General features: G+C 64.4%; 14 protein-coding genes. 13 read left to right on the forward strand and 1 reads right to left on the reverse strand.

The genetic code is table 11. From position 1 onward, the window contains the following. Positions 1 to 17: 17 nt before the first annotated feature. Positions 18 to 1340 carry an APC family permease gene (locus ABNW52_RS01475; protein ID WP_349583019.1) on the forward strand — a complete coding sequence of 441 codons (1323 nt, stop codon included), beginning with the start codon at positions 18 to 20 and terminating at the stop codon, positions 1338 to 1340. Between the two features lie 77 nt (positions 1341 to 1417). Here ABNW52_RS01475 and mfd read toward each other — a convergent pair whose 3' ends face one another. After that, positions 1418 to 4816, reverse strand: a complete 3399-nt coding sequence (mfd, locus tag ABNW52_RS01480; RefSeq protein WP_349583022.1) for a transcription-repair coupling factor — start codon at positions 4814 to 4816, stop codon at positions 1418 to 1420. Between the two features lie 191 nt (positions 4817 to 5007). Here mfd and ABNW52_RS01485 point away from each other — a divergent pair, with 191 nt between their 5' ends. The 12 genes from ABNW52_RS01485 (at position 5008) to ABNW52_RS01540 (ending at position 14862) form a co-directional block, all read left to right on the forward strand. Next, complete coding sequence (locus tag ABNW52_RS01485) at positions 5008 to 8229, forward strand: sensor domain-containing protein (RefSeq protein ID WP_349583025.1); 3222 nt, start codon at positions 5008 to 5010, stop codon at positions 8227 to 8229. Positions 8230 to 8279: 50 nt separating this feature from the next. Further along, complete coding sequence (gene rlmB, locus ABNW52_RS01490; protein WP_349583028.1) at positions 8280 to 9026, forward strand: 23S rRNA (guanosine(2251)-2'-O)-methyltransferase RlmB; 747 nt, start codon at positions 8280 to 8282, stop codon at positions 9024 to 9026. Between the two features lie 166 nt (positions 9027 to 9192). Further along, complete coding sequence (locus ABNW52_RS01495; RefSeq protein WP_349583031.1) at positions 9193 to 10686, forward strand: multicopper oxidase family protein; 1494 nt, start codon at positions 9193 to 9195, stop codon at positions 10684 to 10686. Positions 10687 to 10688: 2 nt separating this feature from the next. After that, entirely contained in the window at positions 10689 to 10991 is a 303-nt protein-coding gene (locus tag ABNW52_RS01500) for a metal-sensitive transcriptional regulator (protein WP_349583033.1), read from the forward strand. A gap of 29 nt (positions 10992 to 11020) precedes the next feature. After that, positions 11021 to 11230 (forward strand): heavy-metal-associated domain-containing protein, encoded by a 210-nt coding sequence (locus ABNW52_RS01505; RefSeq protein WP_349583036.1) that lies wholly within the window; start codon positions 11021 to 11023, stop codon positions 11228 to 11230. Positions 11231 to 11373: 143 nt separating this feature from the next. Continuing rightward, on the forward strand, positions 11374 to 11742 hold the full coding sequence (gene rpsF / locus ABNW52_RS01510; RefSeq protein WP_349583039.1) for a 30S ribosomal protein S6: 369 nt from the start codon (positions 11374 to 11376) through the stop codon (positions 11740 to 11742). 18 nt (positions 11743 to 11760) lie between these two features. Next, positions 11761 to 12060 (forward strand): primosomal replication protein N, encoded by a 300-nt coding sequence (gene priB, locus ABNW52_RS01515; protein WP_349583042.1) that lies wholly within the window; start codon positions 11761 to 11763, stop codon positions 12058 to 12060. Positions 12061 to 12064: 4 nt separating this feature from the next. Continuing rightward, a complete protein-coding gene (gene rpsR, locus ABNW52_RS01520; RefSeq protein WP_088966962.1) occupies positions 12065 to 12292 on the forward strand; it encodes a 30S ribosomal protein S18 in 228 nt (75 codons plus the stop codon). A gap of 23 nt (positions 12293 to 12315) precedes the next feature. Next, positions 12316 to 12765, forward strand: coding sequence for a 50S ribosomal protein L9 (gene rplI / locus ABNW52_RS01525; RefSeq protein ID WP_349583045.1), 450 nt, complete (start codon positions 12316 to 12318; stop codon positions 12763 to 12765). Between the two features lie 172 nt (positions 12766 to 12937). Beyond that, positions 12938 to 13120, forward strand: coding sequence for a hypothetical protein (locus tag ABNW52_RS01530; RefSeq protein ID WP_349583047.1), 183 nt, complete (start codon positions 12938 to 12940; stop codon positions 13118 to 13120). A gap of 87 nt (positions 13121 to 13207) precedes the next feature. Then, the gene (locus ABNW52_RS01535) at positions 13208 to 14332 is read left to right on the forward strand and encodes a glycerate kinase (protein WP_349583050.1); all 1125 of its coding nucleotides are present in this window, start codon (positions 13208 to 13210) and stop codon (positions 14330 to 14332) included. After that, entirely contained in the window at positions 14326 to 14862 is a 537-nt protein-coding gene (locus ABNW52_RS01540; protein ID WP_349583053.1) for an O-acetyl-ADP-ribose deacetylase, read from the forward strand. Before ABNW52_RS01535 ends, ABNW52_RS01540 begins: the two co-directional genes overlap by 7 nt. Positions 14863 to 14937: the final 75 nt, after the last annotated feature.

Genomic DNA, 14937 nt, shown 5'->3' on the forward strand with positions numbered 1-14937 from the left:
GCCAAGAGGAGAAATAGATGAGCACATTAAAACGATCGTTGACGCTCAGTTCGGTGGTGATGTTTGGCCTGGCCTACATGACCCCGATCATCGTGCTGGGTACCTTCGGCATCATGGCGGACAGCACCCACGGCACCGTGGCCGGCGCCTATCTGCTGGCGTTGGTGGCCATGCTGCTGACCGCGCGCAGCTATGGTGTGATGGCGGCCGAGTTTCCGGTGGCCGGCTCCGCCTACAGCTATGTGCGCAAGGCCATCAGCCCCAAGGCCGGTTTTCTGGTGGGCTGGGCGGTGCTGCTGGACTACCTGTTCCTGCCGATGGTGATCTGGCTGTTCGGCGCGGTCTACCTCAACAGCGCCTTTCCGCAGCTGCCGATGGCGCTGTGGATCATCGGCTTCATCGTGATTACCACCGCCATCAATATCGTCGGCATCAAGCTGGCCAACACCGTCAACTACGTGATGATGCTGATCCAGATTCTGGTATTGGTGGCATTCGTGGCGCTGGCTTTTCACTATGTGTGGGGCGATCCGAGCAAGTCGCTGTTCAGCCTGGCGCCGCTGTACCAGGCCGGCGTACCGCATGGCCTGCTGCTGGCCGGGGCGGCGATTGCCTGCTATTCCTTTCTCGGCTTTGACGCGGTGACCACGCTGACCGAGGAAACCATCAATCCCAAGCAGGTGATCCCGCGCGCCATCATGCTGATCACCCTGCTGGGCGGCGGCATCTTCGTGGTGACCGCCTACGCGGTGCAGCTGGCGCATCCGGGCTACCAGTTTGTCTCCACCGATGCCGCAGCGTCGGAAATCGCCAAGAACATCGGCGGCGACATCTTCGTGTCCATCTTCCTGATCGGGCTGATCATCGGCCAGTTCGCCTCCGGCCTGTCGGCGCAGGCCAGTGCCTCGCGGCTGCTGTACGCCATGGGCCGCGACGGCGTGCTGCCCAGTGCCCTGTTCGGCCAGCTCAGCGCGCGCTTCCAGACCCCGGTGGCCGCCATCCTGCTGTGTGGCGTGGTGGCCTTGCTGGCGCTGTTCATGGACGTGACCACCTCGGTGTCGTTCATCAACTTCGGCGCCTTCCTGGCCTTCAGCTGCATCAATCTGGCGGTGATCGCGCACTTCTACCTGCGCCGCCGCAGCCCGGCGCCGCGCGATTTCATCCGTTACCTGCTGCTGCCGGCGCTGGGGGCACTGGCCGACCTGTGGCTGCTGGTCAGCCTGGACCACAAGGCGCTGACGCTGGGGCTGGTGTGGCTGGGGCTGGGCATGCTGTACCTCGCCTACCTCACCGGCGGTTTCCGCCGCAATCCGCCGGAGATGGACTTCTCCGAGGCGTAAGCGACGCCACATAACACTGCGGCCAACCTTGATAGCAAGGTTGGCCGCATGTTTTGCTGCTGCTGTAACGCATTGGCTTACGCCGCCAGTTCCTTCAGCAGCTCCTTCACCTTGCCGATGCGCTGCGCCACTTCCGGCAGCGGCTGCTCCACCCGCAGCTTGTCCTGGCCGGCCAGTTTGTAGTGGCGCTTGCTCTGGATCAGCATGATGATCTTCACCGGGTCGATCGGCGGGTTCTTCACGAAGGTCAACTGGATGCTCACCTCGCTGGCGTCCAGCTTCTGCACCCCCATTTCCTTGGCTGCCAGGCGCAGGCGGTGGCTTTCGATCAGCGTCTTCACGCTTTGCGGCGGCAGGCCGAAGCGGTCTATCAGCTCCTCGTGGATGGCGTCGATCTCGTCTTCGCTATCGCAGGTGGCCAGCCGTTTGTAGATCACCAGCCGCTCGTGCACCCCGGGGCAGTAGTCGTCCGGCAGCAGCGCCGGGCTGTGTAGGTTGATCTCGGTGGTGACGCCCAGCGGTGCGTCCAGGTCCGGCTCGCGGCCCTTTTTCAGGTCGCGCACCGCCTGCTTGAGCATCTCGGTGAACAGGCTGAAACCGACTTCCTGCATCTCGCCGGACTGGCCTTCGCCCAGCACCTCGCCGGCGCCGCGGATTTCCAGGTCGTGCATCGCCAGGTAGAAGCCGGCGCCCAGTTCCTCGGACGCCTGGATCGCCTCCAGTCGCTTCTGCGCGTCCTTGGTCATGCCGTCCGGGGTCAGCAGATAGGCATAGGCCTGGTGGTGACTGCGGCCAACCCGGCCGCGCAGCTGGTGCAGCTGCGCCAGGCCGAACTTGTCGGCGCGGTTGATCAGGATGGTATTGGCGTTGGGGATGTCGATGCCGGTCTCGATGATGGTGGAGCACAGCAGCACGTTGTAGCGCACCTGCAGGAAGTCGCGCATCACCTGTTCCAGCTCGCGCTCGCGCAGCTGGCCGTGCGCCACGCCGATGCGCGCCTCCGGCACCAGTTCGGCCAGCTTTTCGCGCATGTTCTCGATGGTGTCCACCTCGTTGTGCAGGAAGAACACCTGCCCGCCGCGCTTGAATTCGCGCAGCATCGCCTCGCGGATGATGCCGTTGCGGGAGGGGCTGACGAAGGTCTTTACTGCCAGACGGCGGCTGGGCGCGGTGGTGATGGCGGAGAATTCGCGCAGCCCTTCCAGCGCCATCGACAGCGTGCGCGGAATCGGCGTAGCGGTGAGGGTGAGCACGTCGACGTTGGCGCGCAGGCGCTTGAGCTGCTCTTTCTGCCGCACGCCAAAGCGGTGCTCCTCGTCGATGATCACCAGCCCCAGGTTCTTGAACTCGACATCCGGCTGCACCAGCTTGTGGGTGCCGATCACGATGTCGATGCTGCCATCGGCCAGGCCGGCCATGGCGGCTTTGACTTCCTTGGCATTCTTGAAGCGCGACAGCTCGGCGATCTTCACCGGCCAATCGGCAAAGCGGTCGGAGAAGTTCTGAAAGTGCTGCTCGGCCAGCAGCGTGGTCGGCACCAGCACCGCCACCTGCTTGCCGCCCATTACCGCCACGAAGGCGGCGCGCAGCGCCACTTCGGTCTTGCCGAAGCCGACGTCGCCGCATACCAGCCGGTCCATCGGCTTGCCGCTGGTCATGTCGCCGATCACCGCCTCGATCGCCGCGGCCTGGTCGATGGTTTCCTCGAAGCCGAAGCCGGCGGCAAAGGCGTCGTAGTCGTGGTGGCTCAGGGTAAAGGCGTGGCCTTCGCGTGCCGCGCGCTGCGCGTACAGGTTCAAGAGTTCGGCGGCGGTGTCGCGCGCCTTTTCCGCCGCGCGCTTCTTGGCCTTGTCCCATGCCGGGCTGCCCAGGCGGTGCAGTTGCACCGTGTCGCTGGCGTTGCCGGCGTAGCGGCTGATCAGCTGCAGCTGCGATACCGGCACGTACAGCGTGGCGCCCTCGGCGTACTCCAGCTGCATCATCTCGGTTTCGCCTTCGCCCAGGTCGATGGACACCAGCCCCAGGTAGCGGCCGATGCCGTGCGCCTCGTGCACCACCGGGTCGCCGATCTTCACCTCGGCCAGGTCGCGTAGCATGGCGTCGGAGCTGGCGGCCTTGCGGCGCTTGGCGTGGCTGCGTGCCACGTGCTGGTACAGCTCGGCCTCGGTGACGATGGCCAGCTTGGCCGCCGCCAGTTCGAAGCCGCTGTACAGCGGCGTGGCCGCCAGCCCCAGCTTGTCGTCGCTGGCGAGGAACTCGGCCCAGCTGTCCATGGCCTTGGGCTGGATGCCGTTGTCGCGCAGGAACTGCTGCAGGGTTTCGCGCCGGCCCAGGCTCTCGGCGCCGATCAGCACCCGGCCGGGGTAGCGGCGCAGGTAGTTGTCCAGTTTGGTCAGCGGGTTGTCGGCGCGGCGGTCCACGCCCAGGTCCGGCAGCCGCTGGTAGTGCTCATTGTCGCCGTCGGCGGCCAACTCGAAGCGGGCGTACGGCTTGATGGCAGCCATCAGCTCGTCCGGGCGCAGGAAGATGTCGGCCGGCGGCAGCACCGGGCGTTCCGGCGCGCCCTGCGCCATCTGGTAGCGCGATAGCGCGTCGCGCCAGAAGTTTTCCGCCTCGGCCAGCACGTCGCCGTGCAGCACCAGGTTGGCCGCAGTGCCCAGGTAATCGAACACGCTGGCGGTGTCGCTGAAGAACAGCGGCAGGTAGTACTCGATGCCGGCCGGCCACAAGCCGGCGGTGACATCCTTGTAGATGCGGCTCTTGGACGGGTCGCCCTCAATGCGTTCGCGGTAGTGCTGGCGGAAGGTGGTGATGCCATCCTCATCGCTGGGGTATTCGCGTGCCGGCAGCAGGCGGATCTCCGGCACCGGGTACAGCGTGCGCTGGGTGTCCGGGTCGAAGGTGCGCAGGCTGTCGATCTCGTCGTCGAACAGGTCGATGCGGTAGGGCAGGGTGCTGCCCATCGGGAACAGGTCCACCAGCCCGCCGCGGATGGAGAACTCGCCCGGCGCCACCACCTGCGATACGTGCTGGTAGCCGGCGGTGACCATGTCGGCGCGCAGCTTGTCCACGTCCAGCCGCTGTTTCTGCTTCAGCCAGAAGGTACGCCCCAGCAGATAGCTCACCGGCGCCAGCCGCGATAGCACGGTGGACACCGCGGCGATTACCACATCGCACTCTCCATTGCGAATTTGCCACAGCGTGGCCAGCCGCTCGGAGATGAGGTCGCCGTGAGGCGAAAAGTGGTCGTATGGCAGCGTCTCCCAGTCCGGCAATAGTGCAATGCGCAAATCCGGGCGAAAGAACGGTAACTCAGCCTGCAGGCGCTGCGCGTCCTGGGCGCTGGCGGTCAGCACCAGCATTGGCAGGCCGGATTGCGGCAGTGCAGCAAGCAGGGCGCTGTCGGCGCTGCTGGCCGGCAGGGCAAGACGGGTCTTCTGGGCGGCTGGTGGCCAGGCGGGCATAGGAGGGGTCATAGCGCTACACATTCGCAAAGAGGCGGGTATTATAGTGCGGCGCCGGAATCCAGGCTGCGCAAGACAGCCAACAAAATACAGATACAGCTTCCGGCCGCTTACCCGTGTACTGCAATCCGTTGTTATTGCCATCGCCGCCCCCTGCCGCTGGTAGCCGGGGTACGGGTAGCTTTTCTTTGAAGCGGGGAGACGTGGACAAATCCACTGTAAGCGCATTGAGCGCGATGATTTTCTTTGTCGGCGGCATGCTGCTGTGGCCAGGAGACTGGCAGCATGCGCTGTTGCCGGGTGCGTTCATCGCCCACGCTGCCATGGCCTGGCGCTTTGCCGCCGGCCGCTTCCAGGTGGTGTGGTGGTGGGGCGTGCCGGCGACCGCCGTGGCCCTGCTGACCATGCCGCTGCTGCCGGCGCTGCTGTGGTCGGCCTCGTTCGGCGTCATGCTGCTGGGGCTGCACATCGTGCTGCCCGCCAGCCATTTCCGTCTTGATTCCCTGTCTGCCCTTGCCCGGCTGTCGCTGCGGCTGCTGCTGCCGGCACTGCTGGTCAATGCCGTGCTGTGGCCGCTGCTGAGTGTGATCGAGGCACTGCGCACCCTGTTGCTGCTGTGGTTGTCGCTGTCCTTGCTGGTGCCGCTGCTGTATGCCGGTTTTCCTGTGCGCCAGGCGCGTCGCGAACTGCTGGCTTTGTTGGCGCTGGCGGCAACGTTGGCCGCCACGCTGTGGTGGCTGGGTCGCGGCAACTGTGCCACCACCTGCCAGCTGCTGTTGTTGCCGGTGCTGTTCCTGGCCGCGATCCGCGCCGGGCTAGTGGGCGTGGCCGGTAGTGGCACGCTGTATCTGTTCATTTTCTCGTTGCCGGCGCTGCTGGGCGGCGCGGTGTGGGGCGTGGCGGCCAACCTTGGCAACACGCTGGCGCTGCTGTTGTTCGGCCTGCTGGCATTGGCGGTGGCGGTATTCGGCGATGGCTACCGCCGCCGTGAGCGCCTGCTGCAGGATGTGCAGGCGCGCTTCGAATCGCTGCTCAATCAGAGCACCAGCCTGATGACGCTGAAAGACCCGGACGGCCGCTATCTGCTGGTCAACCTGAACTTTGCCCGTCTGCTGGGGCTGCCACAGCAGTTCCTGAAAGGGCGCACCGCGCGCGAGCTGTTTGCACCGGACGAGGCCGGGGTGATCAATAGCCACGACCAGCAGGTGATGCGCAGCTTGGAGTCGCGCCAGTTCGAGCAGCCGATCACCGTGAACGGCCGCCACTACCTGATGCTGTCCAGCGTGTTTCCGCTGTTCGACAGCGACGGCCTGCCGGCCGGGGTGGGCAGCATCTCGGTGGACATCAGCCAGCGCGCCGAGGAAGAGCGCCAGCTGCAGGAGGCGATGGACCAGTACCGCGCGGTGGTGGAGCAATCGCTGGTGGGCATCTACATCACCCAGCACGAGGCGCTGGTGTATGTGAACCCCAAGTTGGCCGCCATGGCCGGCTATGAGCCGGAAGAGGCACTGGGCCGCGGCATCGAGCAGCTGTTGATGCCGGGCGAGGACGAGCGCATCCGCGCGCAGATTCGCCGTCGTATTCGCGAAAACATCCAGGTGATGCACTACACCACGCGCATCCGCCATCGCGATGGCGGCGCGGTGGATGTCGAGGTACACAGCCGGCTGTTCGACTACAACGGCGACAAGGCCATTATCGGCGTGGTGATGGACATTTCCGACCGCATTGCCGCCAGCGCCGAGCTGCGGCTGGCGGCCACCGTGTTCGACAACGCCACCGAAGGCATTCTGGTCACCGACGGCGAAGGCCGCATCGTGATGGTGAATCAGGCCTTTACTCGCATTACCGGCTTCCAGCAGGACCTGGCCATCGGCCGCGTGTCGCGCATGCTGCGCATCGCCAACCGCGAGCGCAACCGCGCGCTGCAGGAGGCGCTGGAGCGCGACGGCCACTGGAAGGGCGAGATGTTCGATCGCCGCAAGAACGGCGACCCGTACATCGCCGAGCTGTCGATCAGCGCGGTGCGCGACCCGTTTGGCCAGCTATCGCACTACGTTGGCGTGTTCTCCGACATCACCGGCCGCAAGCAGGCCGAGGACCGGCTGCAGTTTCTGGCCAGCCACGATCCACTGACACGACTGCCCAACCGCAGCGCGCTGATCGAGGCGATCGACACCGCCATTCTGGAGGCGGTGGAGGACGAACCGCAGCTGGCGCTGATGTTCATCGACCTGGACCGTTTCAAGCTGATCAATGACTCCTTCGGCCACCAGGCCGGCGACGAGGTGCTGCACGAGATCGCCGCGCGGCTGACGCAGTCCACCGAGCGCTTTGGCCTGGTGGCGCGCCTTGGCGGCGACGAGTTCACCCTGGTGGTGCGCGACTTCGACGGCCACGGCAGCCTGGGGCGCATGGCGGAGGAGGTGTTGGCCGCACTCACCCGGCCGATCCGCATCGAGGAGCACGAGGTGTTCGTCAGCGGCAGCATCGGCATCAGCGTCTATCCCAACGACGGCGTGGATGCCGCCTCGCTGCTGAAAAACGCCGACGCGGCGATGTACCGCGCCAAGGAAGCCGGCAAGAACACCTACCAGTTCTTCGATGCGCAGATGAATGCACAGACCTTCGAGCGCCTGCTGATGGAAAGCGGCCTGCGCCAGGCGCTGGAGCGGCAGGAGTTCGAGTTGCATTACCAGCCGCAGGTGTCGTGCGCGGGCGGGCGGCTGGAAGGGGTGGAGGCCCTGCTGCGCTGGCGCCATCCGCAGCTGGGGCTGGTGCCGCCCGGACGCTTTATTCCGCTGGCGGAGGAAACCGGGTTGATCAAGCCGATCGGCGCCTGGGTGCTGCGCGAGGCCTGCCACCAGATGGTGGCGTGGGACAAGATGGGGCTGTGCGTGCCGCGGCTGGCGGTCAACCTGTCGGCGCGGCAGTTCGAGCAGCAGACGCTGCTGAACGAGGTCAACGATGTGCTGGCGGTTACCGGGTTGGCCGCCTCGCGGCTGGAGCTGGAGATCACCGAAAGCATGCTGATGCACAATCCGCAGGAGGCGGTGTCGCTGCTGCGCGAGCTAAAGGCGCTGGGGGTGAAGCTGTCCATCGACGACTTCGGCACCGGCTATTCCTCGCTGTCCACCCTCAAGCGCTACCCGCTGGATTACCTCAAGGTGGACCGCTCCTTCGTGGAAGGGCTGCCGGACGACGAGGACAGCGCGGCGATTACCGAGGCCATCATCGCCATGGCGCGCAAGCTCAAGTTCACCGTGATTGCCGAAGGGGTGGAAACCGCGGCGCAGAGTGTGTTCCTGGCCAATGCCGGCTGCGCCATCCTGCAGGGCTACCATTTCAGCCGGCCGCTGCCGGTGGCGCAGTTGCAGCAATGGTTGGCCGCACGGCAGGCGAATATCAGCGAAGTGGCGCATTAGTCGCGGTTCGCAGGTAAAATGCGCGGTTCCCTGATTGACGGCGGTGCCCCATGAGCAATAAAAAACTGATCCACGGCTTCCACGCCGTTAACGCCAGGCTGTGGCAGAACCCGAAAAGCGTGCTGGAAGTGTTTCTGGCCGGCGGTCGTCAGGACGCCCGGGCACAGGCGGTGCTGGAGAAGGCTGCCGGCGAGGAAGTGAAGGCGCACATCGTCGACAAGGAACGTCTGGACAGCATGACCGGCAAGGCGCGCCATCAGGGCGTGGTGGCGGTGATCGACGCCAACCAGAACTTCGTGACGCTGGACGATGTGCTGGACAACCTGGCCGAGCCGCCGCTGCTGCTGATCCTGGACGGCGTCACCGACCCGCACAACCTGGGTGCCTGCCTGCGCGTGGCCGACGCCATGGGCGCGCACGCGGTGATCGCCCCCAAGGACCGCTCCGCCACGCTGAATGCCACCGTGTCCAAGGTGGCCTGCGGCGCCGCCGAGGTGGTGCCTTACATCACCGTCACCAATCTGGCGCGCACCCTGCGCGACCTGAAGGACGCCGGGGTGTGGATCGCCGGCACCACCATGGAAGCGGATAGCGACCTGTACCATTTCGACGCCTCCGGCCCGCTGGCCTGGGTGATGGGTGCCGAAGGCGAGGGCATGCGCCGCCTGACGCGTGAGCACTGCGACGTGCTGGTGTCGATCCCGATGTTCGGCACCGTGGAAAGCCTCAACGTGTCGGTATCCTCCGGCATGGTGCTGTCCGAGAGCCGTCGGCAGCGGGTGCTGAAAGCGTCCTGATCGCCGTTTGTGCCGGACAAGGTTGGCCGCAACTGGGTTGCGGCCAATTTTTTTTGTCCGGTCGCTTTTTGCCTGCGTGCATGGGTATCGCTGGTGTGTGACTGGCTGTTGGCTATATACCCTTAAGGGGTATATGATGACGCTGTCCGTATCCGGGAGAGTGTCTATGCAACGCCGAGATTTTCTGCAGTTTGCTGCCGCCGGCAGCGCCGCCTGGCTGGTGCCGCAAGCGCTGGCCGATACCGCGCCGATGGATCACGCCGCCATGGGGCATGCCATGTCGGCACCCGGCGCCACGTCCGCGGCTGCGCTACCGCCGCTGCCCGCCGGTGAGCATCTGCCAGCATTGCCGCGGCTGAGCAACGAGACGCTGGACGCCGGCCGCTTTCAGGCCAGCCTGGTCGCCGCGCCGCTGGTCACCGCTTTGTGGGGCGATGCGCGGCAGACCACGTTCTGGGCCTATAACGGCAGCCTGCCCGGCCCGCTGATTGAGTTGTGGGAGGGCGACAGCGTGGACATCGCTTTTGCCAATCAGCTGCCGCAGCCTACCACCATCCACTGGCATGGCATGCCGGTACCGCCGGAGCAGGATGGCAACCCGCAGGCGCCGGTTGCCAGCGGTGCGCAGCGGCAATACCGCTTCACGCTGCCGGCCGGCTGTGCCGGCAGCTACTGGTATCACCCGCATCCGCACGGCCACACCGCCGAGCAGGCGTTTCGCGGCCTGGCCGGCGCGGTGATCGTGCGCAGCAAGGCCGACCCGCTGCGCCACTTGCCGGAGCAGCACCTACTGCTGTCCGATCTGAAGCTGGATGCCGACGGCCAGGTGGCGGCCAACGATATGGCCGATCTGCACGATGGCCGCGAAGGGCAGTATGTACTGATCAATGGCGCCTGGCAGCCGATGATTCCGCTGGCGCAAGGCGAGCGCCAGCGCTGGCGCATCTGGAACGCGACCAGCAGCCGCATCTTCAAATTGGCGCTGCCGGCACACGACATGCTGCTGGTCGGCAGCGACGGCGGCCTGCTGGAGCAGGGGCAGCCGATCGACAGCCTGCTGCTGCCGCCGGGCGCGCGCGCCGAGCTGGTGGTGACCGGGCGCTTCCGCGATGGTGTGACGGCCGGGCTGATCAGCCAGCCGTATCGCCGCGGCAAGATGATGCACCCGGAGCAGGAGCGCGATGAGGTGCTGGCGGGCATCATGCCGCACGGCATGAGGCCGACGCAGGCCTTGCCGGCGCGGTTGCGTCCGCTGGCACCGCTGGCTGAGCCGGGCTTCCGCCGCCGCATCGTGCTGTCGGAAAACATGGCCGACCCCAAGGCCATGTTCCTGATCAACGGCCGCAGCTATGACATGAATCGCATCGACGGCACCGGCAAGGTTGGCCGCATCGAGGAGTGGGAGGTGCAGGGCAATGCCCACATGGATCACCCGTTCCACCTGCATGGCACCCAGTTCCAGGTGCTGGCACGTACCGTGGACGGGGTGTGGGAGGACGAGCCGTTCCTGGCCTGGCGTGACGTGGTCAATGTGGCGGCGAACGAGTCGGTACGGCTGCGTTTTGTCCAGCAGCAGCCGGGCCTGCGCATGTTCCATTGCCATATTCTGGAGCATGAGGATCAGGGCATGATGGCGCAGATCGATTTTCTGACGGAGTAGACATGACAGATCAACATGATGATTGCTGCAGCCACAAGCAGGTGGTGCAGCCGGACAAGGCGGCCTTGCTCAAGCGGCTGGCGCGGCTGGAAGGTCAGGTGCGCGGCGTGGCCGGCATGATCGAGGCCGACCGCTACTGCGTGGACGTGCTGACGCAGATCGCCGCCGCGCGCTCGGCGCTGGATGCGGTGGCCGACCAGTTGCTGGAAAACCACCTTAAGGGCTGTGTCGCCCGCGCCGTCGGCGAGGGTGATAGCGAGCAGGCGATCGCCGAGGTGATGCAGTTACTGAAAAAGATGCGCTGAGACAGCGCAGGTACCGGGAGCAAGAAATCATGACGCAGCAAGTACTGAAAGTGGATGGCATGACCTGCGGCGGTTGCGCCAACGGGGTGAAGAACGCGCTGCTGGCGGTGGCCGGTGTAGACGCGGTGACGGTGGATCTGGCCAGCAAGGCGGTGACGGTGGACTATCACGGCGCCGCGCAGCCGGCGGCCTGGCAGCAGGCGGTGGAGGATGCCGGTTTCGACGTGATCGCGGATTAAACCACAGCCGATTTTGGCGGCTTGGCCGTAACGGACGGTTTTGTTTGCCCTGTTGCGGCCAACTGCGTATAATCTGCAGGTTTTAACCCTTGCCCTTCGGCTATCGCGCATGACGAAGGGCTTTATAGCCACAAGGAGTTCACATGCGGCATTACGAAATCGTGTTCATCGTCCATCCGGATCAGAGCGAACAGGTTGGCGCCATGGTTGAGCGTTACAAGGGCATGGTCCTGAACGCTGGCGGCGTTATCCATCGTCTGGAAGATTGGGGCCGTCGTCAACTGGCTTACCCGATCCAGAAGGTTCACAAAGCTCACTACGTTCTGATGAACGTTGAGTGCGCTCCGGAAACCCTGGCCGAGATCGAGCACGCCTTCAAATTCAACGACGCCGTTCTGCGTCACCTGACCATCAAGATGAATCGTGCTATCACCGAAGCATCTCCGATGATGAAGGACGAGAAGGCCAAGAACCTGCTGGAAGGCCAAGCCGAAGCAGAAGTTTCCGCCTAATCGGGCGTTACTGCATCCTTGCAGAACCGACTTGAACTGACCGCTACGGTCGAACGCGAAGACAGTCTGAGATACACCCCCGCCGGCTTGCCGGTGCTGGAATTGTGGCTCAGACACCAGTCCCGGCAAAGCGCCGCCAATCTGGAACGCGATGTGGTCTGTGAAATACAGGCTGTATTGCTGGGTGAGATGGCAAAACGGTTTGCTGGCAGACTGGCAGGTAATACGGTGCAATGCGCCGGATTCCTGAGTCAGCGCAGTCTGCGTAATCCGCGGTTGGTTCTACACATCGAATACGTTGAATTTGTAAAAGGTTAATCAAATGGCTCGTCAACTCTTCAAGCGCAAGAAGTTCTGCCGCTTCACGGCAGAAGGTATCAAGGAAATCGACTACAAATCCGTTGATCTCCTGAAAGACTTCATCGCCGAAAACGGCAAAATCATCCCGGCTCGTATCACCGGCACCAAGACTGGCTACCAGCGCCAGCTGTCCGAAGCCATCAAGCGCGCGCGCTTCCTGGCCTTCCTGCCGTACACCGACCAGCACTAATAACGGGATAAGGATACGACAAGATGCAAATCATTCTGCTCGAACAAGTAGCCAACCTGGGCGTTCTGGGTGACGTTGTTAAAGTGAAGAACGGCTATGCCCGTAACTTCCTGATCCCGACCGGTAAAGCCAAGCGCGCTACCGAAGCCAACCTGAAAGAGTTCGAAGCTCGCCGTGCCGAACTGGAAGCCAAACAGGCTGCCATTCTGGCCGACGCTAAAGCTCGCGCTGAAAAACTGGTTGATGCTTCCTTCACCATCGCTCAGAAAGCCGGCGTTGACGGCCGTCTGTTCGGTTCCGTAACCAACGTTGACATCGCCGAAGCCATTACCGCTGCTGGCGTTGAAGTGAAGCGTTTCGAAGTTCGTCTGCCGAACGGCCCGCTGAAGGCCATCGGTGAGTACGATCTGGAAGTCGCTCTGCACCACGACGTGGTTTCCGCCGTGAAGATCGTGGTTGTTTCCGCTGCCTAATCGCAGACTGGACGACAATCCTAAAAAGCCGCCTTCGGGCGGCTTTTTGTTTGCTGCTAACGGTGCGGTCGGAGGGCTTTATGTCGCACTGCACAAAACCAATGTCCTGTTTCTGAACGCCAGCGTTGGCGGGATGACGGATAATGTATACACATTATTCAAGGAGCAGATCATGCAAACCCTGTTGGCCCTGGTGCTGCTGTATTTCTTTATCCTGCCGTTGTTGGGTGGCGTGCTGGCGTTTTTTGCCGGCGCAGTGCGTGCCCGGCTGGGCAATGGCGGCAAGACGCTGTCCGGTTGGCACCCGCTGAACCCGTACTACGCGCAATCCCCGTATCATTTCGGCAAGCGCTGACCCCTTGTTGCGCCTTACACTGTAGCCCCGCATTCGCGGGGCTTTTGTTTTTTTGCGGCCAACGTTTTGCTGGCTGGAGGAGGGCGCATGAGGTGTGTATTGGCACCGGATTCATTCAAGGGCAGTCTGGCCGCGCCAGCGGTTGCTGCCGCGGTGGCAAGCGGTCTGCGCCGCGTTCTGCCGGACATCGTGCTGGATATCTGCCCGATGGCCGATGGCGGTGAGGGCACGCTGCAGGCGCTGGCCAGCGCCGGTGCCGGCGCTCTGCAGTCTGCGCTGGTGCACGATGCCGAAGGCCTGCCACGGCAGGTGCAGTGGCTGCACAGCGATGACCTGGCGGTACTGGAGGTGGCGCAGGTGGTGGGGCTGCCGGACGTTGGCCGCAGCACGCTGGCCGAGCGCCATAGCGGTGGCGTGGGTGAACTGCTGCGTCTGCTGCTGGACCAGGGCTGCCGCCGGGTGGCGATTGCCTTGGGCGGCTCCAGCACTAACGATGGCGGCGCCGGGCTGCTGGCCGCGTTGGGTGGCGTGTGGCGAGATCGTGATGGCCAGCCGCTGCCGCCTTTGCCGGCAAGTTGGCCGCAGGCAGTCTACTTTGATGAAAGCGGACTCGACCCGCGCCTGGCTACGCTTGAACTGGTCGTGTGGTCGGATGTGAGCAATCCGCTGTGCGGCCCGCAGGGCGCCAGCGCGGTATTCGGCCCGCAGAAGGGGCTGGCCGCCGCGCAACTGCCGCAATTTGATGCGGCACTGCAGACGCTGGCGCAGGCACTGCTGCGACAACGGCCGGGTTTGCCGCTGGAGGTCGCTGGCGGCGGTGCTGCCGGCGGTATGGGTTTTGCGCTGCAGTGGCTGGGGGCAAGACAGCAGTCTGGTGCTGCCGCAGTGGCCGAGGTTACCGGGCTGGCGGAGAGGATTGCGGCTGCAGATTGGGTGATTACCGGTGAAGGCCGCAGCGATAGTCAGACCCTGCACGGCAAAGCGCCGGCGCTGGTGGCGCAGCTGGCGCGCGCCGCAGGCGTGCCGGTCAGCCTGCTGTCCGGCGCGGTGGAGGACAACCCGGCACTGGCGGCCAGCTTTGATGGCTGCTTCTCGCTGTGTCCGCAGCCGGCCAGCCTGGCAGAGGCCATGCAGCACGCGACAGCGTGGCTGGCGCAGGCGGCAGAACAGATGTTGCGGCTAAGGTTGGCCGCCAGGAGGCAGGCATGCTGACACGCAAGCACGGCGTCACCATTGAATTATGGCGCGGCGACATTACCCGGCTGGAGGTGGATGCCATCGTCAATGCGGCCAACAATGGCCTGCGTGGCGGCGGCGGGGTGGATGGCGCTATCCACCGTGCCGCCGGGCCGGAGCTGCTGCAGGCCTGCATGCATATCGGCCACTGCCCGACCGGCGAGGTCCGGCTGACGCCGGGTTTTCGCCTACCGTGCCGCTATGTGTTCCACACCGTGGGCCCGGTCTGGCGTGGCGGCGATGAGGGCGAAGAAACCCTGCTCGCTAACTGCTACCGCAACTGCCTGCAGCTGGCGGCGGAGAATGCCGTGCGCAGCATCGCGTTTCCGGCCATCAGCTGCGGCGTGTATGGCTTTCCGGCGCTATCGGCGATGAATATCGCCTGGCAGCAGATCAGCGACTGGCTGACAGACCAGCAAGAGCACAGTCTGCAGCGCATTGTGCTGGTGGCGTACGACGAAGCCGTGTGGCAGGCTGGCTGCCGGGTAATGCCCGGCATCAGCTAAAGCTGGCAGTTAGGAAAAAACATAGCAGCAATTGGTATTAGCTAAGCTTGCCCCGGCTGTTTAGAATTATCGAGA

The organism is Vogesella oryzagri (assembly GCF_040148885.1).
Classification (GTDB): Bacteria; Pseudomonadota; Gammaproteobacteria; order Burkholderiales; family Chromobacteriaceae; genus Vogesella; species Vogesella oryzagri.

Coding starts and splice junctions, on each gene's coding strand:
- rplI (WP_349583045.1), top strand. CDS start 12,316: ATGCAAATCATTCTGCTCGAACAAGTAGCCAACCTGGGCGTTCTGGGT.
- ABNW52_RS01475 (WP_349583019.1), top strand. CDS start 18: ATGAGCACATTAAAACGATCGTTGACGCTCAGTTCGGTGGTGATGTTT.
- mfd (WP_349583022.1), bottom strand. CDS start 4,816: ATGACCCCTCCTATGCCCGCCTGGCCACCAGCCGCCCAGAAGACCCGT.
- ABNW52_RS01495 (WP_349583031.1), top strand. CDS start 9,193: ATGCAACGCCGAGATTTTCTGCAGTTTGCTGCCGCCGGCAGCGCCGCC.
- rpsF (WP_349583039.1), top strand. CDS start 11,374: ATGCGGCATTACGAAATCGTGTTCATCGTCCATCCGGATCAGAGCGAA.
- ABNW52_RS01500 (WP_349583033.1), top strand. CDS start 10,689: ATGACAGATCAACATGATGATTGCTGCAGCCACAAGCAGGTGGTGCAG.
- rpsR (WP_088966962.1), top strand. CDS start 12,065: ATGGCTCGTCAACTCTTCAAGCGCAAGAAGTTCTGCCGCTTCACGGCA.
- ABNW52_RS01530 (WP_349583047.1), top strand. CDS start 12,938: ATGCAAACCCTGTTGGCCCTGGTGCTGCTGTATTTCTTTATCCTGCCG.
- ABNW52_RS01505 (WP_349583036.1), top strand. CDS start 11,021: ATGACGCAGCAAGTACTGAAAGTGGATGGCATGACCTGCGGCGGTTGC.
- rlmB (WP_349583028.1), top strand. CDS start 8,280: ATGAGCAATAAAAAACTGATCCACGGCTTCCACGCCGTTAACGCCAGG.
- ABNW52_RS01535 (WP_349583050.1), top strand. CDS start 13,208: ATGAGGTGTGTATTGGCACCGGATTCATTCAAGGGCAGTCTGGCCGCG.
- ABNW52_RS01540 (WP_349583053.1), top strand. CDS start 14,326: ATGCTGACACGCAAGCACGGCGTCACCATTGAATTATGGCGCGGCGAC.